We start from the raw sequence: 25,113 nt of genomic DNA on the forward strand, positions 1-25,113 counted from the left end.
TGTGGGAGCGTTTTTTTATCCGTTTATCTGTGCCTTAGCTCCCATTTTTATCTCCCTGCCATTGGCTAAATGTAAAAGATTGGTTAAGACTGTTATCAGGTCAGACCACTTTATTGATTCCGTTGTTAACAGGGGAGTGTTATGAGTCAGGCGTTACCGCTTGTCACCCGTCAGGGCGACCGCATTGCCATTGTCTGCGGGTTACGAACCCCATTTGTCCGCCAGGCGACCGCGTTTCACGGCGTACCGGCAATCGATCTCGGCAAAATGGTGGTGGGGGAGATGCTGGCGCGCAACGAAATTCCCCCCGAAGTGATTGAACAACTGGTCTTCGGCCAGGTGGTGCAGATGCCGGAAGCGCCGAATATCGCGCGTGAAATCGTGCTCGGCACCGGCATGAGCGTGCACACCGATGCTTATAGCGTCAGCCGCGCCTGCGCGACCAGTTTTCAGGCGGTGGCGAACGTAACGGAAAGCCTGCTGGCCGGCACCATCCGCGCCGGAATCGCTGGCGGCGCCGACTCCTCTTCTGTACTGCCTATTGGCGTCAGTAAAAAACTGGCGCGCGTGCTGGTGGATGCCAACAAAGCGCGCACCGTCGGGCAGAAACTCAAACTCTTCTCGCGCCTGCGTCTGCGCGATCTGCTGCCCGTCCCGCCTGCGGTTGCTGAGTATTCGACCGGCCTGCGCATGGGCGATACCGCCGAGCAGATGGCGAAAACCTACGCCATTAGCCGTCAGGAGCAGGATGCGCTGGCGCACCGCTCCCACCAGTTTGCCGCTCAGGCCTGGGCCGAAGGCAAGCTGGCTGAGGAGGTGATGACCGCCTACGCGCCACCGTTCCGCGATCCCATCGGGCAGGACAATAACGTGCGCGGCAACTCCAGCCTCGCCGATTACGCCAAACTGCGCCCGGCCTTTGACCGCAAACATGGCACCGTTACCGCAGCCAACAGCACGCCGCTTACCGACGGCGCGGCGGCGGTGATCTTAATGACCGAATCACGCGCCAGAGAGCTGGGCCTCGTGCCGCTGGGCTATCTGCGCAGCTACGCCTTTACGGCAATTGGCGTGCAGAAAGATATGCTGCTCGGCCCGGCCTGGGCGACGCCGCTGGCGCTGGATCGCGCCGGGTTAACCATGGCCGACTTGACCCTTTTTGATATGCATGAAGCCTTTGCCGCCCAGACCTTAACCAACCTGAAACTGATGGCCAGCGACCGCTTTGCCCGCGAGGTGCTCGGGCGTTCGCAGGCCACCGGCGAGGTGGATGAGAGCAAATTTAACGTGCTTGGCGGCTCGATTGCCTATGGTCACCCCTTTGCCGCCACCGGCGCGCGGATGATCACGCAAACCCTGCATGAGCTGCGACGTCGCGGCGGCGGTTTCGGTCTGGTCACCGCCTGCGCGGCGGGAGGATTAGGCGCGGCAATGGTTCTGGAGGCGGAATAATGACGGTTTCTGCATTTACCCTTAATGTGCGCCCCGACAATGTCGCGGTCGTTACCATTGATGTACCCAATGAAAAGATGAACACCCTGAAAGCGGAGTTTGGCGCACAGGTGCGCGCCATCTTAAAAGAGATCCGTGATAACCGCGCTCTGCGCGGCGTGGTGTTTATTTCGGCGAAGGCGGACAACTTTATTGCCGGGGCCGATATCAACATGATTGGCCGTTGCCAGAGCGCGAAAGAGGCGGAAGAGCTGGCGCGCCAGGGGCAGAAGATCATGGCAGAGATCCACGCCCTGCCGATCCCGGTTGTTGCCGCCATCCACGGTGCCTGTCTCGGCGGCGGGCTGGAGCTGGCGCTGGCCTGCCATCGCCGCGTCTGTTCGGATGATGGCAAAACCATTCTCGGCCTGCCGGAAGTGCAGCTCGGCTTGCTGCCCGGCTCCGGCGGCACCCAGCGTTTGCCGCGGCTTGTCGGTGTCAGCACTGCGCTGGATATGATCCTGACCGGCAAGCAGCTTCGTGCGCGGCAGGCGCTGAAAGTGGGGCTGGTGGATGATGTGGTGCCGCACGATATTCTGCTGGAAACCGCAGTCGAGCTGGCGCAGCAGGAGCGTCCGCTCAGCCGCCGTTTACCGGTGCGTGAGCGCATTCTCGCCGGGCCGCTTGGCCGCACGGTGCTGTTTAAGATGGCGGCGAAGCGCACCGAGCAGAAAACCCACGGTAACTATCCAGCTGCACCGCGAATTTTATCGGTGATTGAAACCGGCCTGGCGCAGGGGCGCAGTAGTGGTTATGAAGCGGAAGCGCGCGCCTTTGGTCAACTGGCGATGACGCCGCAGTCGCAGGCGCTGCGTAACATCTTCTTTGCCTCGACCGACATCAAAAAAGATCCTGGCAGCACTGTTGCTGCCGCGCCGCTGCATACCGTCGGTATTCTCGGCGGCGGATTGATGGGCGGCGGCATTGCGTATGTCACCGCCAGCAAGGGCGGTTTGCCGGTTCGCATTAAAGATATTAATGCGAAAGGCATTAACCACGCGCTGAAGTACAGCTGGCAGGAATTAGATAAAAAAGTGCGTCGCCGCTTTATCAAACCCGGCGAGCGCGACAGCCAGATGGCGAAGATCTCCGGCTCGCTTGATTACCGCGGCTTTGCGCATCGCGATGTTGTAATCGAAGCGGTGTTTGAAGATCTCTCCCTTAAACAGAAGATGGTGAGTGAAGTGGAGGCGCACTGCGCGCCGCACACCATTTTTGCCTCTAATACCTCGTCGCTGCCGATTGCAGATATTGCCGAAAACGCGGCGCGTCCCGGTAAGGTGATCGGATTACATTTTTTCAGCCCGGTAGAGAAGATGCCGCTGGTGGAAGTGATTCCGCATGCCGGTACCGATGAGCAGACCATTGCCACCACGGTGAAGCTGGCGAAGAAGCAGGGCAAAACGCCGATTGTCGTTGCCGATAAAGCGGGCTTTTACGTTAACCGCATCCTCGCACCCTATATCAGTGAAGCGATGCGCATGCTGAGCGAGGGCGAGCCGATTGAAGCCATCGACCGGGCGCTGGTGAAGTTTGGTTTCCCGGTAGGCCCGATTCAGCTTCTGGATGAAGTAGGCATCGATACCGGGACGAAGATCATTCCGGTGCTTGAGGCCGCTTATGGCGAACGTTTTAGCGCGCCTGCAACGCTTGTCTCCGCGATTTTGAATGACGATCGCAAAGGGAGAAAAAATGGTCGTGGTTTCTATCTTTACCCGACAAAAGGGCGTAAAAGCAAAAAACAGCCCGACCCCTCGATCTACCGTTTAATCGGCGTGTCGGCGAAAGGGCAGTCGTCGGCGCAGCAGATTGCCGAGCGCTGCGTCCTGCTGATGCTTAACGAAGCGGCGCGCTGTTTTGATGAACAGGTGATCCGTAGCGCGCGCGATGGCGATATCGGTGCCGTTTTCGGCATTGGCTTCCCACCTTTTTTAGGGGGGCCTTTCCACTATATGGATACGCTGGGCGCGGCAAGCGTCGTGGCGTCGCTGCAGCAGATGGAGGCGCGTTATGGGGCACGATTTGCACCGTGTGAAGCCCTGTTACGCATGGCTCAGGAGGGGAAACGCTTCTGGCCGACAGCGGAAAGTGAGCCTGTAAGTTAAGGTCGAAAAAAGTAAATTTGTTATACCTCATGGCCTTTGCGGTTATTTCATAAACAGTGATTGACTATACTTGCGCCATTGAGGTAAAAAACAGCGTTTCATTCAACGAATGAATCAGGCAAAATGCCCGGCCATCCCGTTTTTTTGCCAGCGTGATCTCTTTTCACCGGCAAAAGCGCGATGCTTCTGGTTAACAAAAGCGGTGCAATATGCAAGTTTTTATCATGCGTCACGGCGATGCTGCCCTCGATGCAGCCAGTGACTCCGTTCGTCCGCTTACCCCTTGCGGCTGCGACGAATCGCGTCAAATGGCAACGTGGTTGAAAGGCCAAAAAGTGGATATCGATCGTGTTCTGGTTAGCCCGTTTTTACGCGCTGAACAGACGCTGGAGAAGGTAGGGGAGTGCATGAACCTGCCTGACAACGTGGATGTCCTGCCGGAGTTGACGCCCTGCGGCGATGTCGGCCTGGTAAGCGCTTATCTGCAGGCGCTGGCCAATGAAGGCACCGAAACAGCGCTGGTGATCTCGCACCTGCCGCTGGTAGGCTACCTGGTCGCCGAGCTCTGTCCCGGTGAAACGCCGCCCATGTTCACCACCTCGGCTATCGCCAGCGTCACGCTGGATAAAGAGGGCAAAGGGGTGTTCAACTGGCAAATGAGTCCCTGCAACCTGAAGATGCCGAAAGCCATCTGATCCATCGGACCGATGCAAAAAAAGAGCCGCACTGTGCGGCTCTTCTCATTTCTGCCTCACGGCAACTCCGGCGGCTGCCACTCTTCGACTTCAATCAGCACCAGCACTGCCGCATCGCCGCCGTACTCTTTTGGCGCCTGGTGAAACGCCATCACGTGCGGATGTTGTGCCAGCCAGAGTGGCGTTTGCTGCTTAAGAATGTGCTTGCCGTGGCCGTGCATCACGCAGGCGCAAAAGACATGCTCGCGGCGACAAGCGGCAATCAGCGCGCCAAGCTCCTGTTTGGCCTGCATCTGCGTTAAACCGTGCAGGTCGAGAAACAGCTCCGGGGAGTAATCGCCGCGGCGCAGTTTTTTCAACTCAAAGTGGCTGACATCGCTGCGAACATATTTCACCGGGCCATCGGTGTTGAGCAGCGGCTGAAACTCGTCGGAAAAGTAGTGGCTGTTATCCGCCTGCTCCTGCAACAGGCGCTTGACCGGCACTTCGGCGATCTTCTTGCGCGCCGGGCGGTGAACAACGGTGTCCTGCTTCATCTGGCGCGTCCCGGTCATCAATTGCCGGAACAGGGCCTGCTCCTCCTCGCTAAGCGATGGTTTCTTTTTCATTTGCGCATCCTGTTTTTTCTTTGCGCCAGTGTACCCGACTGCAGGCGGCTGCGGTGCAGCAAAATGCATTTTTACGCCGCGCAGATGCGCGTGGATGCTGATTTATCCCCATCTTCATGGCAAACTAGCCGCCGAATTTATTGCGAGCATGCCCTGGGGGATAGTATGGATAAAATTTTCGTCGACGAAGCAGTGAACGAGCTGCACACCATTCAGGACATGTTGCGCTGGTCGGTCAGCCGATTTAGCGCCGCCAACATCTGGTACGGCCACGGCACCGACAACCCCTGGGATGAAGCGGTGCAGCTGGTGCTGCCAACTCTCTATTTACCGCTGGATATTCCCGAAGAGATGCGTAACGCGCGCCTCACCTCCAGCGAGCGCCACCGCATCGTTGAGCGCGTGATCCGCCGCGTTAACGAGCGCATTCCGGTGGCCTATCTCACCAATAAAGCCTGGTTCTGCGGCCACGAATTTTATGTCGATGAGCGCGTGCTGGTGCCGCGTTCGCCGATTGGCGAGCTGATTAACAACCACTTCGCCGGGCTTATCGATCAGCAACCGCAGCACATACTTGATATGTGCACCGGCAGCGGCTGTATCGCTATCGCCTGCGCGTACGCCTTCCCGGAAGCGGAAGTGGACGCGGTGGATATCTCTGCCGATGCGCTGGCGGTAACGGAACACAATATTGAAGAGCATGGCCTTATTCACCATGTCACGCCAATCCGCTCCGATCTCTTCCGCGATCTGCCGAAAGTGCAGTACGACCTGATTGTCACCAACCCGCCGTACGTTGATGAAGAGGATATGTCCGACCTGCCGTCGGAATACCGTCATGAACCGGAGCTGGGTCTTGCCTCCGGCAGCGATGGTTTGAAATTGACGCGCCGCATTCTCGCCTGCGCTCCGCAGTACCTCTCTGATAACGGCATCCTGATTTGTGAAGTCGGCAACAGCATGGTACATCTGATGGACCAGTACCCCGATGTGCCGTTCACCTGGCTGGAGTTCGACAACGGCGGGGACGGTGTCTTTATGCTGACCAAAGCGCAACTGATTGCGGCACAAGAACATTTCAGCATCTACAAAGACTGATCAACGCGCAAACACACAACGAATAACGGAGCCGTGATGGCAGGAAACACGATTGGACAACTCTTTCGCGTCACCACTTTCGGTGAATCGCACGGGCTGGCGCTGGGCTGTATTGTTGATGGCGTACCGCCGGGCATTCCGCTGACGGAAGCGGATTTACAACACGATCTCGACCGCCGCCGTCCTGGCACCTCGCGCTACACCACCCAGCGCCGCGAGCCGGACCAGGTCAAAATCCTCTCCGGCGTGTTTGAGGGCGTGACTACCGGCACCAGCATCGGCCTGCTGATTGAAAACACCGATCAGCGCTCGCAGGATTACGGTGCGATCAAAGATCTCTTCCGCCCCGGCCATGCGGATTACACCTACGAACAGAAGTATGGCGTGCGCGACTATCGCGGCGGCGGTCGCTCCTCCGCCCGTGAAACGGCGATGCGCGTCGCGGCTGGCGCAATTGCGAAAAAATACCTCGCACAGAAATTCGGCATCGTCATTCGCGGCTGTTTAAGCCAGATGGGCGACATTCCGCTGGAGATCAAAGCGTGGGATCAGGTTGAGCTTAACCCCTTCTTCTGCCCGGATCCGGACAAGATCGAGGCGCTGGACGAACTGATGCGCGGCCTGAAGAAAGAGGGCGACTCCATCGGCGCGAAAGTGACGGTGGTTGCTGACAACGTTCCGCCAGGCCTTGGTGAGCCGGTGTTTGACCGTCTGGATGCCGATATTGCCCACGCTATGATGAGCATCAATGCGGTGAAAGGCGTTGAGATTGGCGACGGCTTTGAGGTGGTGAAGCTGCGTGGCAGCCAGAACCGCGATGAACTGACCCGCGACGGCTTCCAGAGCAACCATGCTGGCGGCATTCTCGGCGGAATCAGCAGCGGTCAGCAGATCGTTGCCAATATCGCGCTGAAGCCTACCTCCAGCATCACCGTGCCGGGTAAAACCGTGACGCGTTCCGGCGATGAAGTGGAGATGATCACCAAAGGGCGTCACGATCCCTGCGTTGGCATTCGCGCGGTGCCGATCGCCGAAGCGATGCTGGCGATCGTCTTAATGGATCACTTCCTGCGTCAGCGCGGTCAAAACGCTGATGTCACTCCTTCACTTCCACGCTGGTAACCGATGAAAAACACGGCAATCGCGCTGTTTGCGCTGCTGCTGAGCGCCGCCGCTACGGCGGCGACACCGTGGCAAAAACTGACCCATCCGGTGCCCGGCAGCCCGCAGTCGATTGGCGCATTCTCGAATGGCTGTATCGTCGGCGCGCAGGAGCTGCCGCTGCAATCTGACGCCTATCAGGTGATGCGCACCGATCAGCGCCGCTATTTCGGTCACCCGGATCTGGTGCTGTTTATTCAGCGCCTCAGCACCCAGGTGCATAACCTTGGGCTTGGCACAGTGCTGGTGGGCGATATGGGCATGCCGGCGGGCGGGCGCTTTAATGGCGGTCACGCCAGCCATCAGTCGGGTCTGGATGTGGATATCTTCCTGCAACTGCCGACCACGCGCTGGAGCGCGGCGCAGCTGCTAAAACCGCAGGCGCTGGATCTGGTCTCGCAGGATGGAAAAAGCGTGGTGCCTTCGCTGTGGAAGCCGGAAATCAGCAGCCTGATTAAGCTTGCCGCGCAGGATGATGAGGTGACGCGTATTTTCGTTAACCCGGCGATCAAACAGCAGCTCTGCCTCGATGCCGGCACGGATCGCGACTGGCTGCGCAAGGTGCGTCCGTGGTTCCAGCATCGCGCGCATATGCACGTGCGCCTGCGCTGCCCGGCCGACAGCCTTGAGTGTGTCGATCAGCCAGTGCCGCCGCCGGGCGACGGCTGTGGCGCAGAATTGCAGAGCTGGTTTGAACCGGCGAAACCGGGCAGCAGTACGCCTGAGAAAAAGACGCCGCCACCGTTGCCGCCTTCCTGTCAGGCTCTACTGGATGAACACGCCCTCTGATGGAACTCTTTGACTCGCTGTTTATGATGACACCGCTGATGCTGGCGGTGCTCTTTTTGGTCGCGCTGCTGGCGGGCTTTATTGATGCGCTGGCGGGCGGCGGCGGGCTATTAACCGTTCCGGCGCTATTGGCCGCCGGAATGACGCCTGCGCAGGCGCTGGCGACCAACAAATTGCAGGCCTGCGGTGGATCGCTCTCCTCCTCGCTCTACTTTATTCGCCGCAAAGTGGTCAATATCGCCGACCAGAAGCTCAATATTCTGATGACCTTTATTGGCTCAACCAGCGGCGCGCTGCTGGTGCAGTACGTGAAATCGGACGTGCTGCGCCAGATCCTGCCAATCCTCGTTATCTGTATCGGCCTCTACTTTTTATTAATGCCGAAGCTTGGCGAAGAGGATCGGCAGCGTCGGCTGTATGGCCTGCCGTTTGCGCTGGTAGCAGGCGGCTGCGTCGGCTTCTATGACGGCTTTTTCGGCCCCGGTGCCGGGTCGTTTTACGCGCTGGCGTTTGTCACCCTCTGCGGGTTCAATCTTGCGAAATCTACCGCGCACGCCAAAGTGCTTAACGCCACCTCCAACGTCGGCGGTCTGCTGCTGTTTATCATCGGCGGCAAAGTCATTTGGGGCACCGGTTTTGTGATGCTTGTCGGCCAGTTTCTCGGCGCGCGCATGGGATCGCGGCTGGTGCTCAGTAAAGGGCAGAAGCTTATCCGTCCGATGATTGTGATTGTCTCGGCGGTGATGAGCGCAAAACTTCTCTATGACAGTCACGGCCAGGAGATCCTCCAGTTTCTGGGGGGGAATGTATGACGCACCACTATCAGCAATTAATTGATATTTTTGATGGCTGCTTTGCCAGCGATTTTAATACCCGTCTGATTAAAGGCGACGACGAACCGATCTATCTTCCCGCAGATGCCGATGCGCCTTATAACCGGGTAGTGTTTGCCCACGGCTTTTACGCCAGCGCCCTGCATGAGATTTCACACTGGTGCATCGCCGGGGCAGAGCGGCGCAAGCTGGTTGATTTCGGCTACTGGTACTGCCCGGACGGGCGTGATGCTGCAACCCAGGGGCAGTTTGAAGATGTCGAAGTAAAGCCACAGGCGCTGGAGTGGTTGTTCTGCGCGGCAGCGGGCTTCCCGTTTAATGTCAGCTGCGACAACCTTGAAGGCGACGTCGAGCCGGATCGCGTGGCGTTTCAGCGCCGCGTACACGCCCAGGTGATGGTGTGGCTGGAGCAGGGGATCCCGGCGCGTCCGGCGCGCTTTATCAAGGCATTACAGGATTATTACCAGACGCCGCCATTAGCGGCAGCACAGTTTCCGTGGCCGGAAGATCTGTAGGGCCACGTTTTTACGAGAGGAAGAGAGATGATCGCGGAGTTTGAATCACGCATTCTGGCGTTAATTGACAATATGGTGGATCACGCCAGTGATGATGAACTGTTTGCTGGCGGTTATCTGCGCGGGCACCTGACGCTGGCGGTGGCCGATCTGGAGAGCGGCGACGACCACTCGCCGGAAGCGGTATCCGCACGCGTGACCACCAGTGTGGAAAACGCCATCCAGGCCGGTGAGCTGTCGCCGCGTGACCAGGCGCTGGTGCTCAGCATGTGGGAAAATCTTTACCAGCAGGCGAAGGCGCACTAAGCCTGCTTTAACCTGTGGCGGAGTTGCCGGATGGCGGCTCCGCCTTATCCGGCCTACGGGTATGGAGCGGCTGAAACCGCGTGGTCGGGTATGCACGGATTGCCGGATGGCGGCTCCGCCTTATCCGGCCTGGGGGGCGGGGATGCTGAAACCGTGTGGTCGGGTATGCACGGGTTGCCGGATGGCGGCTCCGCCTTATCCGGCCTACGGGTCAAGGATGCGGAAACGTGTATGGAGCGGCTGAAACGGCGTAGGCCGGATAAGCGTTTACGCGCCATCCGGCAATCTGTTTACGGCGATACACGGCCGCAACCCCTTATTTCACCGCTTTTCCCTTCAACAACTTTCTCACCCATAAACGATTCGGGTTCATCGCCGCCAGCGTTTCGCCATCCAGCGGAATGGGTTCATCGCTCATCTGCGCGGCGAGGATTTCTGCCGCCAGCGGCGCGCTGCACAAGCCGCGCGAACCGAGCGCACCGATCATAAATAACCCCTCATGCACCGGCGCACTGACCGCCGCCTGCGGATGTTCCGCAAGCTGTGCATAAGCCGACAACGTGGCGTCGTAATCCGCCACATTACCGACCATCGGCAGATGATCGCGCGTGGCGCAGCGCACGCCGCAACGGGCCTCTCCGGCGCTGACATCCACCGTTTGCGCCCATTCAGCCTGCGGGAAGCAGTCAATCAGGCGCTGGCGGTTCTGCTGCTGATCCGCTTCGCTGTAGGTCGCTTCCTGCTGACCGCGATGGTAGCTCGCGCCAATACAGTGCTGCTGGTTATGCGGGTTGTGCGGCGTCAGATAGCCGTCATAACAGAGCACCTGGCGCAGGCGGGCCAGCGGCTCAGTGGTGGGAATATGGCTTACCTGACCGGCGACCGGGTAAACCGGCAACTTCTCAGTTTGGGAAAAGTGCTGAATGCGGTGACCGTTGGCCAGCACCACGCTCTCATGCTGGCGCTCACTGCCATCGGTGAAACGCAGCTGCCAGCCATCGCTGTTCCGAACAAGCGCTTCAACCTCATGGCAATAGCGCACCTGCAAACCTTGTTCGATTCCCAGTTCAATAGCGCCCGCGGTCAATTGCGCCGGGCACAACCAGCCGCCGGCAGGGTAGGTGATGCCGCCGCAGCCAGTCTCCACGCCGCTCTGTGCCAGCACCTCCTGCGCATTGATGCGGTGCGCCAGCTCGTGAGGCAGTTCCAGTGTCAGCATCTGTTCGATTTTATGCTGACTCTTCTCGTCCCAGCCAAGCTGCGTGACGCCGCACCACTGGTGATCAAATGCCACCGGCAGCCCATCATAAAGCCTGCGGGCAAAGGTAAACGCGGCGCTGAAAAAGCGCGCCAGCGCCGGATCGTGCGCGCTAAGCAGCGGGTAGAGTGCGCCCTGGCGGTTGCCGGATGCGCCCTCTGCCGGGGCGTCATCTGCGCAGTAGAGTGTGACCTGCCAGCCACGGCGCAGCAGCGCAAGGGCCAGCAGCGCGCTTGCAACACCGCCGCCAACCAGCGCGACTTCCCGCTTATCTGTGCCGCTGCGGGCAAACCACGGTGCGCGCGACGCGCAGGCAACATCGTTTTCCATCACACCGCTCAGCATCTCCCGCTTACGGCCAAAGCCTTTGCGTTTCTGCATGGTGAAGCCCGCTTCCTGTAAACCGCGGCGCACAAACCCGGCGGAGGTAAAGGTCGCCAGCGTCCCGCCTGGGCGGGTGAGGCGCGCCATTGCCTGAAAAAGCGCGGGCGTCCACATATCGGGGTTTTTCGACGGTGCAAAGCCATCAAGGAACCAGGCATCGACTTGCTGGTTCAGGCTCTCATCGAGGGTATCGGTTAACTGATTGATATCGCCGAACCAGAGATCGAGCGTCACACTTCCCTCATCCAGTAACAGCCGATGACACCCGGCAAACGCCTGCGGCCACTGTGCCTGCAACTGCCCTGCAAAGGAGGCCAGTTGCGGCCAGTGGGCGTGGGCTTTTTGCAGGTCATCACGGGTAAGCGGAAATTTTTCGAAACTGATGAAATGTAATCTTTCCAGGGTAGCGTCAGGATGTTCGGCGCGAAAAGCGGCGAAAGCCTGCCACAGCGTGAGGAAGTTGAGGCCGGTACCAAAGCCGCTTTCCGCAACAATGAATAGCTTCCTTGAATGTTCTGGAAAACGCGTCTGGAGGTCGTTACCGCCGAGAAAAACATAGCGGGTCTCTTCAAGCCCGTTATCATTAGAGAAGTAGACATCGTCAAAATCTCGGGAAACAGGTGTACCCTCAGCGTTGAATTCGAGGTTAGCGGTCTGTATAGCGGTGTGTTTCACGTAAGTTACTCGTCCGGCAAGCAGTGCGTCGATCTTAACGAGGGTCAAAGAAAGGCGCAAATTTCTGTGTGAAATGTCTGATCGGACTTGTTCGGCGTACAAGTGTACGCTATCTTGCGACACGAAACTTAATTAGTGCGACTTAGGGGTATTGAATGAAGCGTGCAGTAATTACTGGCCTGGGCATCGTTTCCAGCATTGGTAGTAACCAGCAGGAAGTCCTGGCATCTCTGCGTGAAGGACGCTCAGGGATCACATTTTCTCAGGAGTTCAAAGATTCCGGCATGCGCAGCCACGTCTGGGGTAACGTCAAACTGGACACTACGGGTTTGATCGACCGTAAAGTGGTTCGTTTCATGAACGATGCCTCTATCTATTCCTACCTCTCCATGCAGCAGGCCATCGAAGATGCCGGCCTGAAAGAAGAGGTCTATCAGAACAACCCGCGCGTGGGCCTGATTGCAGGTTCCGGTGGTTCGTCTAAAGCTCAGGTTTTCGGCGCGGATGCAATGCGCACCCCGCGTGGCCTGAAAGCTGTTGGTCCTTACGTAGTGACCAAAGCGATGGCCTCTGCGGTTTCCGCCTGCCTCGCCACGCCGTTCAAAATTCACGGCGTTAACTACTCCATCAGCTCCGCGTGTGCCACTTCCGCACACTGTATCGGTAACGCGGTAGAACAGATTCAACTGGGCAAACAGGACATCGTTTTTGCCGGCGGCGGCGAAGAGCTGTGCTGGGAAATGGCCTGTGAGTTCGACGCCATGGGCGCGCTCTCCACCAAATACAACGAAACGCCGGACAAAGCGTCCCGTACCTACGATAAAGAGCGTGATGGCTTTGTTATCGCTGGCGGCGGCGGCATGGTAGTGGTTGAAGAGCTGGAGCACGCGCTGGCGCGCGGTGCGCATATCTACGCTGAGATCGTCGGCTACGGCGCAACCTCCGATGGCGCTGACATGGTTGCACCATCAGGCGAAGGCGCAGTGCGCTGCATGAAGATGGCAATGCACGGTGTTGATACGCCGATCGATTATCTCAACTCCCACGGCACCTCCACGCCGGTTGGCGATGTGAAAGAGCTGGGTGCGATTCGTGAAGTGTTTGGCGACAACACGCCTGCCATTTCCGCCACCAAAGCAATGACCGGTCACTCACTGGGTGCGGCTGGCGTGCAGGAAGCGATCTACTCTCTGCTGATGCTGGAGCACGGCTTTATCGCGCCGAGCATCAACATTGAAGATCTTGACGATCAGGCGGCGGGCATGAATATCGTGACCAAGCCGACCGAGCAGACGCTGAACACGGTGATGTCCAACAGCTTCGGCTTCGGCGGTACCAACGCCACGCTGGTAATGCGCAAGCTGAAATAAGTGAGCGATTTCATTCATGTACTGCCACGGCTTTACATGAATGATTGAGCAGCTGTATTAAAAAAGGGAGCCCTCGGCTCCCTTTTTTTGGTATTGACAAGCCGTTGTCGCGACAGGCAAACTCCGGCCCAACATTATCGTTTTGATAATGCGTAAGCGTTTAACGTCAACCAACGCACCCTAATCCTGACTGTCAGGCGGAGGGGGCGTGGTCAAAATCTCTTCCCGCCTTGCTCTGCCCTATGGAGTAATGCATGTCCGTTCAAGCAGACGCTGTTCATACCCCTTCAGCCACATTCTCGCTGTTTCGCATCGCCTTCGCGGTGTTCCTGACCTATATGACGGTTGGCCTGTCGCTGCCGGTCATTCCGCTGTTTGTTCATCATGAGCTGGGCTTTGGCAACACCATGGTCGGTATCGCCGTTGGTGCGCAGTTTCTCGCCACGGTCTTAACGCGCAGCTACGCCGGTCGGCTGGCCGATCAATATGGCGCAAAACGCTCGGCGTTACAGGGCCTGTTTGCCTGTTCGCTGGCGGGTGTCGCCTTGCTGCTGGCGGCACTCTTGCCGGTTGATGTATGGGCCAGGTTTGCGCTGTTGATCGTCGGGCGATTGATCCTCGGTTTCGGTGAAAGCCAGCTGCTGACCGGCACGCTCACCTGGGGCGTTGGCCTGGTTGGTCCGGTGCGTTCGGGCAAAGTGATGTCGTGGGTCGGTATGGCGATTTATGGCGCGCTGGCCGCCGGGGCGCCGCTCGGGCTGCTGATCAATAGCTATTTTGGCTTCGCGGCGCTGGCGGCGATCTCTCTTCTCTTACCGCTGCTCGCCTGTGCATTTAACGGCGGTGTGCGTAAAGTCCCGGCCCATGCCGGAGAGCGTCCGTCGCTCTGGAGCGTGGTCGGCCTTATCTGGCAGCCGGGCCTCGGGCTGGCACTGCAGGGCGTCGGCTTTGCGGTGATCGGCACCTTTATCTCCCTCTATTTCGCCAGCGAAGGCTGGCCGATGGCAGGCTTTACGCTGACCGCGTTTGGCGGCGCATTCGTTCTGATGCGTATCCTGTTTGGCTGGACGCCGGACCGTTTTGGCGGCGTGCGGGTAGCGCTCGTTTCTCTGCTGGTGGAAATCGCCGGGCTGGTATTGCTGTGGCAGGCCAGCGGTGCGTGGATGGCGCTATTCGGCGCGGCGTTAACCGGCTGTGGCTGCTCGCTGATCTTCCCGGCGTTAGGGGTAGAAGTGGTCAAACGCGTACCGCCGCAGGTTCGTGGGACGGCACTGGGCGGCTATGCGGCGTTTCAGGATATTGCCTACGCCGCCAGTGGCCCGCTGACCGGCTTTCTGGCCACCTCGCTCGGTTACGCCTCCGTCTTTCTTGCAGGGGCAATCTCAGCGGCAATCGGGATTGTCGTAACGCTGATCGCGTTTCGCCCGCGCAATAAATAGAAGCAAATACTCTCTTTGCAACCGGTTTCACAAAACGCGACCGCGGCGATGTCATCTCTGCGCGGTCGCGTTTATGCTTTTCGCACTGATGAGCGAAAGGAGAGAGATATGTCCGGTTTTAAAGCGGATTTTCTGTGGGGCGGAGCGGTTGCTGCGCATCAACTGGAAGGCGGCTGGCAGGAGGGCGGTAAAGGCGTCAGCGTAGCGGATGTGATGACCGCAGGCGCGCACGGCGTACCGCGTGAGATCACCGATGGCGTACTGCCGGGGAAAAACTACCCTAACCACGATGCCATCGACTTTTATCACCGCTACAAAGAGGACATCAAACTCTTTGCCGAGATGGGCTTCAAATGTTTTCGCACCTCGATCGCCTGGACGCGTATCTTCCCTAATGGGGATGAGCTGGAGCCAAACGAAGCCGGTTTGCAGTTCTACGACGATCTGTTCGACGAGTGCCTGAAGTACAACATTGAGCCGGTAATCACGCTCTCCCATTTCGAAATGCCTTATCACCTCGTCAAAAAATATGGCGGCTGGCGCAACCGTGAAGTCATTACCTTCTTTGTGCGTTTTGCCAACGCCGTCTTCACCCGCTATCGCAGCAAGGTCAAATACTGGATGACCTTCAACGAAATCAACAACCAGGCTAATTACAACGAAGACTTCGCGCCATTTACCAACTCCGGCGTGAAGTATCAGCCGGGCGAAGATCGTGAAGTGATCATGTACCAGGCCGCGCACTATGAGCTGGTAGCCAGCGCGCTGGCGGTGGAAGCGGGTCATAAAATTAACCCCGATTTCAAGATTGGCTGCATGATCGCCATGTGCCCGATCTACCCGCTCACCTGCGATCCAAACGACATGATGATGTCGGTAGTAGCGATGCATCGCCGCTACTGGTTCACCGATGTACACGTGCGCGGTTACTACCCGCAGCACCTGCTCAACTACTTTGCCCGCCGGGATTTCAAGCTTGATATTACCGACGAAGACTTGCAGATCCTGACCCGCGGTTGCGTCGACTACATCGGCTTTAGCTACTACATGTCTTTTGCCACCAAAGCGACGGAAGATAACCCGCAGCTTGATTACGACGAAACCAAAAGTCTGGTGAAAAACCCGTATGTCAAGGCATCGGACTGGGGCTGGCAGATTGATCCGGTTGGCCTGCGCTACTCGCTGAACTACTTCTACGACCACTACCAATTGCCGCTGTTTATTGTTGAAAACGGCTTTGGGGCTATCGATCAGCTGGGAAGCGACGGCGTGGTCGACGACCAGTACCGCATTGAGTACCTGCACAACCACATCCGCGAAATGAAAAAAGCGGTGGTGGAAGATGGGGTCGATTTGATGGGGTATACGCCGTGGGGCTGTATCGACCTGGTTTCTGCCGGCACCGGCGAGATGAAAAAACGCTACGGCTTTATCTACGTCGATAAGGACAATGAAGGGAACGGCACGCTGGCGCGCAGCCGTAAGAAATCCTTCTGGTGGTACCAGGATGTGATCAAACAGAACGGCGATAACATCAAGTAAGAGGTTGGGCCGTAGGATGTTAAAAGCGCCATCAGGTCTTTGCCTGATGGCGCTTCGCTTATCAGGCCTGCGGTTTTTTTACAGGCTTACAGAAAGCTAGATCACCAGCCACAGTACAAACATCACCACCAGCAGGGCAATAAAAAAGAGGCCCGGACGCATCGACATCGCTTTTACCGTATCGACTATCGGCGCGACGAAGGGGCTGTAAATCGGCTGCACATCACGCACTTCGATCATTCCCGACGCGCGCTCGGTGCGTCGTAAAAAGACCTGATTGAGAATATCCTGCACCTGGGCATTGGTCAGCACCGTCTGAGGCGTCACCTGGAATGTCTGCTGCGCATAGTCGCTGATGCCGCGCCACTCGGCGCTGTCCAGCGGCTGTTTCAGCGCGGCCTGCACCGTTTGCAGTGTCGGTGCCGTATGCGTCGCCAGCGTCTGGCGCGCCTGCAGCCAGGTCATCAGCGGCGTAAAATGTTTCGCCGGGATCAGCTCGCCGCTCTTCACGCCGGAGAGCTCCAGCATCGATTGCCAGATAAGCTTGCTCGATTCGCCGGTTGCCGCCGCCAGTTTCGTCACCGCCTGGTTGAGGGAGTTGTGCTCCGCCGCCACCAGAGGACGCTCGGTTGCCGGGCGCTGCTGCGGTTGCGGGATCGCAATCTGGTTGTTCTGCAACATCGTCAGCACGGTCTTTAACTGCTGCGGCGTAAGCTGGCTGAGCGCCGTCTGGCCGAACTCCTGACGAATAAAATCGCTCACCGCCTGGCGATTGTTCCCCTTGCCGAGCAGCTCGGTCAACTGGGTCACCATCTGGCGCGTGGTGTGGTTCTGCGTGGCCGTCTCCATACGCTGAGTCAGATTCTGCTCAGCGGCAGGGAAGTGGCGCGAGAGCAGGGGCGCATCGTTTTTCAGCCCCAGGTCATGCTTTACGCCTGCCCAGACCTCAGCGCTCTGCTGTTGCGTCAGGGCGATCAAACGCGTCACCAGCCGCTCCAGCACCGTACGCTGCTGGGTGGATAATGGCTGCTCGCCGACAGGGTTAGCGGCTTGCGGTGGCTCTTGCCCGGGAGGACGCGCGGGTGCGCCCGGAATGGGTTGAATCATGGGTTTCCTCTTACTCTCGCATGGCGGTGGCCGGCATTGCGGGTATGCCTGGCGGCGAGATTATGGCACACTTGCGCGCTCAACTCCCGCTCTCAAACAGGTACTGTAGTGTGAAAATCCTTGTTGATGAAAATATGCCTTACGCCCGCGATCTTTTTAGCCGACTGGGCGAGGTTAAAGCCGTGCCCGGACGCCCGATTCCGCTGGCAGAACTGGCTGATGCAGAAGCATTAATGGTGCGATCCGTCACCAGGGTGAATAGCGATTTGCTGCAAGGGACCGGGATCAAATTTGTCGGTACCGCCACGGCGGGAACTGACCATGTTGATGAGGATTTTCTGAAACAGGCGGGCATCGCGTTCTCCGCAGCACCGGGGTGTAACGCTATCGCCGTGGTGGAGTATGTCTTCTCCTCTTTATTGATGCTGGCGGAGCGCGACGGTTTTGCGCTCACGGATCGTACCGTGGGGATTGTCGGTGTCGGTAACGTCGGCAGCCGCTTACAGGCGCGGCTGGAAGCGCTGGGCGTCCGCACGCTGTTGTGCGATCCGCCGCGCGCCGATCGCGGTGACGCGGGCGACTTCCGCTCGCTGGATGAGCTGGTCAATGAAGCAGATATCCTTACCTTCCATACCCCGCTGTTTAAAGAGGGGTCTTATAAAACCCTGCATCTGGTCGATGACGCGCTGCTTAGCCGCCTCAAACCTGGCACTATTCTGATTAACGCCTGTCGCGGGCCGGTGGTGGATAACGCCGCACTGTTGCAGCACCTGCAGGCCGGGCAGGATCTCAGCGTCGTGCTGGACGTCTGGGAGCCGGAGCCGGATCTCAACGTTGAGCTGCTGGCAAAGGTGGATATCGGCACGGCGCATATCGCGGGCTACACGCTGGAGGGGAAAGCGCGCGGCACCACGCAGGTGTTTGAAGCCTATAGTGAATTCCTCGGCCAGCCGCAGCAGGTGGCGCTGAATACGCTGCTTCCTGCGCCAGAGTGCAGCCGCATCTCCCTTCATGGTCCGGTTGGACAGGCAATGTTAAAAAGGTTGGTGCATTTGGTGTATGATGTGCGCCGCGACGATGCCCTGCTGCGAAAAGCGGCGGGCACACCGGGTGAGTTCGATAAGCTGCGTAAGCACTATCTTGAGCGCCGTGAATGGTCGTCACTCACCGTTGAGTGCGACGACGCGGACGCCTCGGCGTTGCTGCAAAAACTGGGCTTCGACGCCGTTTATCACCCGGTACGTTAATTCATCTTTATGCTCCCCGTCGCCGACGGGGACGCTTTTTTCTGGAGTGAATCACCATGTCTGAAGGCTGGAATATTGCCGTTCTCGGCGCCACCGGCGCGGTCGGAGAAGCCTTGCTCGAAACGCTGGCAGAGCGCCAGTTCCCGGTTGGCGAACTCTATGCGCTGGCAAGGAGCGAAAGTGCCGGAGAAAACCTGCGTTATGCCGGTAAAACCGTACGCGTAGAAGATGCTGCCGAATTCGACTGGACGCAGGCGCAGCTGGCGTTCTTTGTGGCCGGTGCGCAAGCCACCGCCACCTATATTGAAGAAGCAACCAACGCCGGTTGTCTGGTGATCGACACCAGCGGTCTGTTTGCCCTCGAGCCGGACGTGCCGCTGGTGATGCCGGACGTCAACCCGTTCGTGCTGGCGGATTACCGCAACCGCAACGTTATCGCTATCCCGGACAGCCTCACCAGCCAGTTGCTGGCAGGCCTGAAGCCGCTGATCGACGAAGGCGGCCTGTCGCGTATTGCCGTGACCAGCCTGCTCTCTGTTTCCCGCAGCGGTAAACAGGCGGTGGATGCGCTGGCAGGGCAGAGCGCCAAACTGCTGAACGGTATTCCCATTGATGATGATGACTTCTTCGGTCGCCAGCTGGCATTCAATATGCTGCCGCTGCTGCCGGACAGTGAAGGCAGCGTGCGCGAAGAGCGCATCATTATCGATCAGATGCGTAAAATCCTGCAGGACGACGGGCTGATGATCTCCGCTAACTGCGTGCAGTCGCCGGTCTTCTACGGTCACGCGCAGATGGTGAACTTCGAAGCGTTACGCCCGCTGGCGGCGGAAGAGGCGCGCGATGCGTTTGCCCGCTTTGAGGATATTGCGCTCTCTGAAGCGAACGCATTCCCGACCCAGGTGGCGGATGCTTCCGGTCAGGCGCATCTCTCCGTCGGCTGCATACGCAACGACTACGGCATGCCGGAGCAGATCCAGTTCTGGTCGGTCGCTGATAACGTCCGCTTTGGCGGCGCGCTGATGGCAGTGAAAACCGCGGAGAAACTGGTGCAGGAGTATCTGTACTGATGCAGGAAGAAACCACCGCGCCGCGCTACAAAATCGCGCTGGGAATTGAGTATGACGGCAGCCACTACTACGGCTGGCAGCGTCAGCAGGAAGTGCGCAGCGTGCAGGAGAAGCTGGAAAAGGCGCTCTCGCAGGTCGCCAATGAGCCGATCTCAATCTTTTGCGCCGGGCGCACCGATGCCGGCGTGCATGCAACAGGGCAGGTGGTCCATTTTGAGACGACTGCGCTGCGCAAAGACGCCGCCTGGACGCTGGGCGTAAATGCGAATTTGCCTAAAGACATCGCGGTGCGTTGGGTCAAAGATGTGCCCGATGATTTTCATGCGCGTTTTAGCGCGACGGCGCGCCGTTACCGCTACGTCATTTACAATCATCGCTTGCGTCCGGCGGTGCTCGGTCATGGTGTTACGCACTATCATCAGCCGCTGGATGCCGAACGCATGCACCGCGCGGCGCAGTGTCTGATTGGCGAAAACGACTTTACCTCGTTTCGCGCCGTGCAGTGCCAGTCGCGTACGCCCTGGCGCAATCTGATGCATATCAACGTCAGCCGCTACGGCACTTATATTGTGGTCGATATCAAAGCCAATGCCTTTGTACATCATATGGTCAGGAATATTGTCGGCAGCCTGATGGAAGTAGGCGCCCACAACCAGCCGGAGAGCTGGATAGCAGAGCTGCTGGCGGCAAAGGACAGAACGCTTGCAGCAGCAACGGCGAAAGCGGAAGGGCTCTATCTGGTGTCGGTGGATTATCCATCACACTTTGCGCTGCCCGCTGCGCCAATGGGCCCGCTGTTCCTGGCGGACTAGTCGCACATTAATAAGGCATAAGTAGATGGACTTAATACGCTTCCTGATTGACTTCATTCTTCACATTGACGTTCACCTCGCTGAGCTGGTGGCGCAGTATGGCGTCTGGGTCTACGCGATCCTGTTTATTATTCTCTTTTGCGAAACGGGTCTGGTGGTCACGCCGTTCCTGCCGGGCGACTCGCTGCTGTTTGTCGCGGGCGCGCTGGCGTCCCTTGAGACCAACGATCTCAATGTGCATATGATGGTGCTGCTGATGCTGGTGGCCGCTATTGCGGGCGATGCGGTGAACTACACCATCGGGCGGCTGTTCGGTGAGCGGTTATTCAGTAACCCCAACTCAAAGATCTTCCGTCGCAGCCATCTTGATAAAACGCATCAGTTTTATGAGAAACATGGTGGGAAAACGATTATCCTCGCGCGTTTTGTGCCGATTGTGCGTACTTTTGCACCTTTTGTTGCCGGCATGGGGCATATGTCTTATCGCCATTTTGCTCTCTATAATGTCGCGGGCGCGCTGCTGTGGGTGTTACTTTTCACCTACGCCGGATACTTCTTTGGCACCATCCCGATGATTCAGGAGAATCTCAAGCTGATGATTGTCGGAATTATCGTAGTGTCTATACTTCCCGGGGTCTTTGAGATTATCCGCCATCGCCGCGCCGCGTCCCGGCAGACAAAATAATCACCTGTTGGCGGTTCGACCACTTTTTTATCCCAAGTTGCGAACCGTTATGTTTTAATGTGCCCCAGTCAAGGGCTACCAGGTTCATGTAGAAAGGTTATCAATGAGCTGGATTGAAAGAATTAAAAGCAACATCACCCCCACCCGTAAGGCGAGCATCCCTGAGGGCGTGTGGACAAAATGCGATAGCTGTGGTCAGGTGCTTTACCGCGCCGAACTGGAGCGTAACCTTGAAGTCTGCCCGAAATGTGATCACCACATGCGGATGTCAGCGCGTAATCGCCTGCATAGCCTGCTGGATGAAGGATCGCTGGTTGAACTGGGCAGCGAACTTGAGCCGAAAGATGTGCTGAAGTTCCGCGACTCGAAGAAGTATAAAGACCGTCTGGCGACAGCTCAGAAAGAGACCGGCGAGAAAGACGCGCTGGTAGTGATGAAGGGCACGCTGCATGGCATGCCGGTTGTCGCAGCGGCCTTTGAGTTCGCGTTCATGGGCGGTTCAATGGGTTCCGTAGTTGGCGCGCGCTTTGTGCGTGCGGTTGAGCAGGCGCTGGAAGATAACTGCCCAATGATCTGCTTCTCCGCTTCCGGCGGTGCGCGTATGCAGGAAGCGCTGATGTCGCTGATGCAGATGGCGAAAACCTCTGCAGCGCTGGCGAAAATGCAGGAGCGCGGTCTGCCGTACATCTCCGTGCTGACCGACCCGACCATGGGCGGCGTTTCTGCCAGCTTCGCGATGCTGGGCGATCTCAACATCGCTGAGCCGAAAGCGCTGATCGGCTTTGCCGGCCCGCGCGTTATCGAGCAGACCGTGCGCGAGAAACTGCCTGCCGGTTTCCAGCGCAGTGAGTTCCTGATCGAAAAAGGCGCTATCGATATGATCATTCGCCGCCCGGAATTGCGCTTTAAGCTGGCGCGTATTCTGGCGAAGATGATGAATCTGCCTGCGCCGGATGCGGACGATACGCATATTGGCACGGTGGTAACGCCAGAGCCGGATCAGGAAGGCGAAGCCTGATAATACACGTCACGCTTTCTGCTGCAGGTGCGTTGACGCGCCTTGCTTAGCTCGCTCTTTCTCCACACAGGAAAGCGGGATGGCTATGTGACCACGCGCCAGCAGCGAAAACGAGCATGTGTATACTCATGAGGGCAGGGCCAAAAGGCACTGCCCTTTTGCTTTTCAAACCGCACACTATCAACGGGCATCATGGACACTCTCTCTACTCCGCAAGCCACGTCGCCCCTGGCCGCATGGCTCTCTTATCTGGAACAGCTGCACAGTAAACCTATTGATTTAGGGCTCGATCGCGTAAGCCAGGTGGCGGCGCGGCTTGATGTGCTGCGTCCCGCGCCGTTTGTCTTCACGGTCGCCGGTACTAACGGCAAAGGCACCACCTGCCGCACGCTGGAGTCGAGCCTGCTGGCGGCCGGTTATCGCGTCGGCGTTTATAGCTCGCCGCATCTGGTGCGCTACACCGAACGCGTACGCGTACAGGGCGGGGAGCTGGCAGAAAGCGCGCACACCGCTTCCTTCGCGGAGATCGAAGCCGTGCGCGGCGATATCTCTTTAAGCTATTTTGAATTTGGCACCCTGTCAGCCCTGTGGCTGTTTAAGCAGGCACAGCTGGACGTGGTGATCCTCGAAGTGGGCCTTGGTGGACGTCTTGACGCCACCAATATGGTCGATGCCGATGTCGCGGTGGTCACCAGCATCGCGCTCGATCATACCGACTGGCTCGGGCCGGATCGTGAAAGCATCGGCCGTGAAAAAGCGGGTATCTTCCGCACCGGCAAACCCGCGGTGGTTGGCGAGCCGGATATGCCGCACACCATCGCGGAGGTGGCGCAGGAGAAAGGCGCGCAGCTGTTACAGCGCGATGTGGCGTGGCACTACGAGGTTGGCGCACAAAGCTGGCGTTTTCGCGATGCGCAGGGCGAGCTGAACGATCTGCCGCTGCCGCAGGTGCCGCAGCCGAACGCGGCTACCGCGCTGGCCGCGCTGCGCGCCAGTAAACTGGCAGTAAGCGAGCAGGCGATCCGCGACGGCATTGAGCGGGCGATTTTACCCGGTCGTTTTCAGATTGTGAGCGAAGCACCACGTCTGATCCTCGATGTTGCGCATAATCCTCATGCCGCAAGCTATCTTGCCGGACGCCTGGCAGCGCTGCCGAAAAGCGGTCGCGTGCTGGCGGTGGTTGGCATGCTGCATGATAAAGACATTAGCGGAACGCTTGCCTGTCTGGAGCCGGTGGTCGATAGCTGGTATTGTGCCCCTCTGGAGGGGCCGCGCGGCGCGACGGCGGAGCAGTTGCTGGCGCACCTGGCGTCGGGGCAAGCATTCCCGGACGTGACCCAGGCCTGGCAGGCGGCAATGGCGGAGGCCGACGCCTGCGATACCGTGCTGGTGTGTGGCTCGTTCCACACCGTGGCGCATGTCATGGAAGCGATGGAAGCGGGGAGAACCGGTGGCAAGTAAGTTTCAGAACCGTTTAATGGGCACCGTTATACTGGTCGCGCTCGGGGTGATTATTCTGCCCGGGCTGCTCGACGGGCAGAAAAAGCATTATCAGGATGAGTTCGCGGCGATCCCGCTGGTGCCGAAGCCGGGCGATCGCGACGAGCCGGATATGATGCCGGCCGCAACCCAGGCGCTGCCCGCGCAGCCGCCGGAAGGTGCTGCGGAAGAGGTGCGTGCTGGCGATGCCGCCGCACCGTCGCTTGATGCTTCAAGGCTTGCGGCAAACAGCAATCCCGACCCGGAAGTGACCACCACGCCGGTAACGCCGAAGCCAAAACCCGTTGAAAAGCCGCAGCCTAAACCGCAGCCTGTGCGCGAGCAGCAGACGGCGGCGAACGAGGCTCCGGCTAAAGCGCAGGAGGAGAAACCTGCTCCGACCGGCAAAGCTTATGTGGTCCAGCTGGGTGCGCTGAAAAACGCCGATAAAGTGAATGAAGTGGTAAGTAAACTGCGCGCTGCGGGCTATCGCGCTTACACATCGCCGACGACGCCAGTTCAGGGTAAAATCACCCGCATTCTGGTTGGCCCTGATGCTTCGCGCGATAAACTCAAAGCGTCGCTTGGTGAGCTGAACCAGCTGTCAGGCCTCAATGGCGTGGTGATGAACTACAGCGCCAATTAACCGCGCAACCCTGCGCTATTTTGCTGGCAATGGCCCGTAAAACGGGGCAGGGGAGCCAGATAAATGTGCGGTCATTAAGGCCAATGTTCTGCTGGCGTTGAATATTTTTTCAGCGCCATTTTTATTTCCGCGCGGGAAGGAAATCCCTACGCAAACGTTTTCTTTTTCTGTTAGAATGCGCCCCGAACTGGATGACAGGGCGTAAAATCGTGGGACACATATGGTCTGGATTGATTACGCCATCATCGCGGTGATTGGTTTTTCCTGTCTGGTAAGCCTGATCCGCGGCTTTGTTCGTGAAGCGTTATCGCTGGTGACATGGGGTTGTGCTTTCTTTGTCGCCAGCCATTACTACACTTACCTGTCAGTCTGGTTCACGGGCTTTGAAGAGGAACTGGTACGTAATGGAATTGCCATCGCGGTGCTGTTTATCGCGACGTTGATTGTGGGCGCTATCGTTAACTACGTTATCGGTACGCTGGTGGAGAAAACCGGCCTGTCGGGTACAGACAGGGTGTTGGGGATCTGCTTTGGTGCGCTTCGCGGCGTGCTGATCGTCGCCGCCATTCTGTTCTTTCTGGATACCTTTACAGGCCTGTCGAAAAGCGAAGACTGGCAAAAGTCGCAGCTTATCCCGCAATTCAGCTTCATCATCAGGTGGTTCTTTGACTATCTGCAAAGCTCGTCGAGTTTCTTGCCCAGGGTTTAAGCCCTGAGATGTGGCTTAGAGTTTGGTTTAACAGGCGGTTTTCGCGCGCTGTCGCTGTTCAAGCGGTCTTT

Annotated in this window: 23 protein-coding genes; 20 read left to right on the top strand and 3 right to left on the bottom strand. The window is 58.2% G+C overall.

Annotated features, from left to right (window positions below; genetic code table 11):
• Positions 1-141: 141 nt before the first annotated feature.
• The 3 genes from fadI to sixA all read left to right on the top strand — a co-directional run bounded on the left by fadI (position 142) and on the right by sixA (position 4,291).
• Positions 142-1,452 carry an acetyl-CoA C-acyltransferase FadI gene (gene fadI, locus N7V53_RS07640; protein WP_094421292.1) on the top strand — a complete coding sequence of 437 codons (1,311 nt, stop codon included), beginning with the start codon at positions 142-144 and terminating at the stop codon, positions 1,450-1,452.
• Positions 1,449-3,596, top strand: coding sequence for a fatty acid oxidation complex subunit alpha FadJ (gene fadJ, locus N7V53_RS07645; protein ID WP_279793173.1), 2,148 nt, complete (start codon positions 1,449-1,451; stop codon positions 3,594-3,596). The genes fadI and fadJ overlap by 4 nt, the downstream gene beginning before the upstream one ends.
• Before the next feature lie 209 nt (positions 3,597-3,805).
• Positions 3,806-4,291 carry a phosphohistidine phosphatase SixA gene (sixA, locus tag N7V53_RS07650; RefSeq protein WP_054804315.1) on the top strand — a complete coding sequence of 162 codons (486 nt, stop codon included), beginning with the start codon at positions 3,806-3,808 and terminating at the stop codon, positions 4,289-4,291.
• Between the two features lie 56 nt (positions 4,292-4,347).
• On the opposite strand, the gene smrB is transcribed toward sixA, so the two are convergent.
• Positions 4,348-4,899 carry an endonuclease SmrB gene (smrB, locus tag N7V53_RS07655; RefSeq protein ID WP_023479810.1) on the bottom strand — a complete coding sequence of 184 codons (552 nt, stop codon included), beginning with the start codon at positions 4,897-4,899 and terminating at the stop codon, positions 4,348-4,350.
• Positions 4,900-5,064: 165 nt separating this feature from the next.
• Here smrB and prmB point away from each other — a divergent pair, with 165 nt between their 5' ends.
• From prmB to N7V53_RS07685, 6 genes are read left to right on the top strand one after another with little or no spacing between them, the layout of a single operon-like run.
• Positions 5,065-5,997: a 50S ribosomal protein L3 N(5)-glutamine methyltransferase gene (prmB, locus tag N7V53_RS07660; protein WP_054804316.1), complete on the top strand. Its 933-nt coding sequence runs from the start codon at positions 5,065-5,067 to the stop codon at positions 5,995-5,997.
• Positions 5,998-6,033: 36 nt separating this feature from the next.
• Complete coding sequence (gene aroC / locus N7V53_RS07665) at positions 6,034-7,119, top strand: chorismate synthase (protein ID WP_076770200.1); 1,086 nt, start codon at positions 6,034-6,036, stop codon at positions 7,117-7,119.
• Positions 7,120-7,122: 3 nt separating this feature from the next.
• Complete coding sequence (gene mepA / locus N7V53_RS07670) at positions 7,123-7,947, top strand: penicillin-insensitive murein endopeptidase (RefSeq protein WP_279792970.1); 825 nt, start codon at positions 7,123-7,125, stop codon at positions 7,945-7,947.
• On the top strand, positions 7,947-8,759 hold the full coding sequence (locus N7V53_RS07675) for a sulfite exporter TauE/SafE family protein (protein WP_279792971.1): 813 nt from the start codon (positions 7,947-7,949) through the stop codon (positions 8,757-8,759). The genes mepA and N7V53_RS07675 overlap by 1 nt, the downstream gene beginning before the upstream one ends.
• A complete protein-coding gene (locus N7V53_RS07680; protein WP_054804318.1) occupies positions 8,756-9,295 on the top strand; it encodes an elongation factor P hydroxylase in 540 nt (179 codons plus the stop codon). The genes N7V53_RS07675 and N7V53_RS07680 overlap by 4 nt, the downstream gene beginning before the upstream one ends.
• A gap of 27 nt (positions 9,296-9,322) precedes the next feature.
• Entirely contained in the window at positions 9,323-9,601 is a 279-nt protein-coding gene (locus N7V53_RS07685; protein ID WP_279792972.1) for a YfcL family protein, read from the top strand.
• Positions 9,602-9,917: 316 nt separating this feature from the next.
• Here the strand turns inward: N7V53_RS07685 and mnmC are convergent, their stop codons facing one another.
• A complete protein-coding gene (mnmC, locus tag N7V53_RS07690; RefSeq protein WP_279792973.1) occupies positions 9,918-11,918 on the bottom strand; it encodes a bifunctional tRNA (5-methylaminomethyl-2-thiouridine)(34)-methyltransferase MnmD/FAD-dependent 5-carboxymethylaminomethyl-2-thiouridine(34) oxidoreductase MnmC in 2,001 nt (666 codons plus the stop codon).
• Between the two features lie 155 nt (positions 11,919-12,073).
• Between mnmC and fabB the strand changes: the two genes are divergently transcribed.
• From fabB to N7V53_RS07705, 3 genes are all read left to right on the top strand, one after another.
• The gene (gene fabB, locus N7V53_RS07695) at positions 12,074-13,288 is read left to right on the top strand and encodes a beta-ketoacyl-ACP synthase I (RefSeq protein ID WP_023479827.1); all 1,215 of its coding nucleotides are present in this window, start codon (positions 12,074-12,076) and stop codon (positions 13,286-13,288) included.
• Positions 13,289-13,542: 254 nt separating this feature from the next.
• The gene (locus N7V53_RS07700) at positions 13,543-14,727 is read left to right on the top strand and encodes an MFS transporter (protein WP_279792974.1); all 1,185 of its coding nucleotides are present in this window, start codon (positions 13,543-13,545) and stop codon (positions 14,725-14,727) included.
• Positions 14,728-14,835: 108 nt separating this feature from the next.
• On the top strand, positions 14,836-16,269 hold the full coding sequence (locus tag N7V53_RS07705) for a 6-phospho-beta-glucosidase (RefSeq protein ID WP_023479624.1): 1,434 nt from the start codon (positions 14,836-14,838) through the stop codon (positions 16,267-16,269).
• Between the two features lie 96 nt (positions 16,270-16,365).
• Here N7V53_RS07705 and flk read toward each other — a convergent pair whose 3' ends face one another.
• The gene (gene flk, locus N7V53_RS07710) at positions 16,366-17,373 is read right to left on the bottom strand and encodes a flagella biosynthesis regulator Flk (protein ID WP_034813031.1); all 1,008 of its coding nucleotides are present in this window, start codon (positions 17,371-17,373) and stop codon (positions 16,366-16,368) included.
• Positions 17,374-17,486: 113 nt separating this feature from the next.
• On the opposite strand from flk, the gene pdxB reads away from it, so the two are divergent.
• The 8 genes from pdxB to cvpA all read left to right on the top strand — a co-directional run bounded on the left by pdxB (position 17,487) and on the right by cvpA (position 25,042).
• Positions 17,487-18,623 carry a 4-phosphoerythronate dehydrogenase PdxB gene (pdxB, locus tag N7V53_RS07715; protein ID WP_279792975.1) on the top strand — a complete coding sequence of 379 codons (1,137 nt, stop codon included), beginning with the start codon at positions 17,487-17,489 and terminating at the stop codon, positions 18,621-18,623.
• Positions 18,624-18,679: 56 nt separating this feature from the next.
• Positions 18,680-19,693, top strand: a complete 1,014-nt coding sequence (locus N7V53_RS07720) for an aspartate-semialdehyde dehydrogenase (protein ID WP_042718475.1) — start codon at positions 18,680-18,682, stop codon at positions 19,691-19,693.
• Positions 19,693-20,505 carry a tRNA pseudouridine(38-40) synthase TruA gene (gene truA, locus N7V53_RS07725; RefSeq protein WP_279792976.1) on the top strand — a complete coding sequence of 271 codons (813 nt, stop codon included), beginning with the start codon at positions 19,693-19,695 and terminating at the stop codon, positions 20,503-20,505. Before N7V53_RS07720 ends, truA begins: the two co-directional genes overlap by 1 nt.
• A gap of 25 nt (positions 20,506-20,530) precedes the next feature.
• The gene (locus tag N7V53_RS07730) at positions 20,531-21,190 is read left to right on the top strand and encodes a DedA family protein (protein WP_023479742.1); all 660 of its coding nucleotides are present in this window, start codon (positions 20,531-20,533) and stop codon (positions 21,188-21,190) included.
• Between the two features lie 103 nt (positions 21,191-21,293).
• Positions 21,294-22,208, top strand: a complete 915-nt coding sequence (accD, locus tag N7V53_RS07735; protein WP_023479916.1) for an acetyl-CoA carboxylase, carboxyltransferase subunit beta — start codon at positions 21,294-21,296, stop codon at positions 22,206-22,208.
• 192 nt (positions 22,209-22,400) lie between these two features.
• Positions 22,401-23,669: a bifunctional tetrahydrofolate synthase/dihydrofolate synthase gene (gene folC / locus N7V53_RS07740; protein ID WP_279792977.1), complete on the top strand. Its 1,269-nt coding sequence runs from the start codon at positions 22,401-22,403 to the stop codon at positions 23,667-23,669.
• Positions 23,659-24,333, top strand: coding sequence for a cell division protein DedD (dedD, locus tag N7V53_RS07745; RefSeq protein WP_279792978.1), 675 nt, complete (start codon positions 23,659-23,661; stop codon positions 24,331-24,333). The genes folC and dedD overlap by 11 nt, the downstream gene beginning before the upstream one ends.
• Positions 24,334-24,553: 220 nt before the next feature.
• Positions 24,554-25,042 (top strand): colicin V production protein, encoded by a 489-nt coding sequence (cvpA, locus tag N7V53_RS07750; protein WP_124967749.1) that lies wholly within the window; start codon positions 24,554-24,556, stop codon positions 25,040-25,042.
• Positions 25,043-25,113 lie beyond the last annotated feature (71 nt).

The sequence above is a fragment of the Kosakonia sp. HypNH10 genome, from assembly GCF_029850615.1.
Classification (GTDB): domain Bacteria; phylum Pseudomonadota; class Gammaproteobacteria; order Enterobacterales; family Enterobacteriaceae; genus Kosakonia; species Kosakonia cowanii.

What these genes read in the sequence shown, in the direction of transcription:
- N7V53_RS07675 (WP_279792971.1), top strand. Translation starts at nt 7,947, where the DNA reads ATGGAACTCTTTGACTCGCTGTTTATGATGACACCGCTGATGCTGGCG.
- N7V53_RS07680 (WP_054804318.1), top strand. Translation starts at nt 8,756, where the DNA reads ATGACGCACCACTATCAGCAATTAATTGATATTTTTGATGGCTGCTTT.
- N7V53_RS07705 (WP_023479624.1), top strand. Translation starts at nt 14,836, where the DNA reads ATGTCCGGTTTTAAAGCGGATTTTCTGTGGGGCGGAGCGGTTGCTGCG.
- accD (WP_023479916.1), top strand. Translation starts at nt 21,294, where the DNA reads ATGAGCTGGATTGAAAGAATTAAAAGCAACATCACCCCCACCCGTAAG.
- truA (WP_279792976.1), top strand. Translation starts at nt 19,693, where the DNA reads ATGCAGGAAGAAACCACCGCGCCGCGCTACAAAATCGCGCTGGGAATT.
- N7V53_RS07720 (WP_042718475.1), top strand. Translation starts at nt 18,680, where the DNA reads ATGTCTGAAGGCTGGAATATTGCCGTTCTCGGCGCCACCGGCGCGGTC.
- N7V53_RS07685 (WP_279792972.1), top strand. Translation starts at nt 9,323, where the DNA reads ATGATCGCGGAGTTTGAATCACGCATTCTGGCGTTAATTGACAATATG.
- aroC (WP_076770200.1), top strand. Translation starts at nt 6,034, where the DNA reads ATGGCAGGAAACACGATTGGACAACTCTTTCGCGTCACCACTTTCGGT.
- prmB (WP_054804316.1), top strand. Translation starts at nt 5,065, where the DNA reads ATGGATAAAATTTTCGTCGACGAAGCAGTGAACGAGCTGCACACCATT.
- N7V53_RS07700 (WP_279792974.1), top strand. Translation starts at nt 13,543, where the DNA reads ATGTCCGTTCAAGCAGACGCTGTTCATACCCCTTCAGCCACATTCTCG.
- smrB (WP_023479810.1), bottom strand. Translation starts at nt 4,899, where the DNA reads ATGAAAAAGAAACCATCGCTTAGCGAGGAGGAGCAGGCCCTGTTCCGG.
- N7V53_RS07730 (WP_023479742.1), top strand. Translation starts at nt 20,531, where the DNA reads ATGGACTTAATACGCTTCCTGATTGACTTCATTCTTCACATTGACGTT.
- mepA (WP_279792970.1), top strand. Translation starts at nt 7,123, where the DNA reads ATGAAAAACACGGCAATCGCGCTGTTTGCGCTGCTGCTGAGCGCCGCC.
- fabB (WP_023479827.1), top strand. Translation starts at nt 12,074, where the DNA reads ATGAAGCGTGCAGTAATTACTGGCCTGGGCATCGTTTCCAGCATTGGT.
- cvpA (WP_124967749.1), top strand. Translation starts at nt 24,554, where the DNA reads ATGGTCTGGATTGATTACGCCATCATCGCGGTGATTGGTTTTTCCTGT.
- sixA (WP_054804315.1), top strand. Translation starts at nt 3,806, where the DNA reads ATGCAAGTTTTTATCATGCGTCACGGCGATGCTGCCCTCGATGCAGCC.
- fadI (WP_094421292.1), top strand. Translation starts at nt 142, where the DNA reads ATGAGTCAGGCGTTACCGCTTGTCACCCGTCAGGGCGACCGCATTGCC.
- folC (WP_279792977.1), top strand. Translation starts at nt 22,401, where the DNA reads ATGGACACTCTCTCTACTCCGCAAGCCACGTCGCCCCTGGCCGCATGG.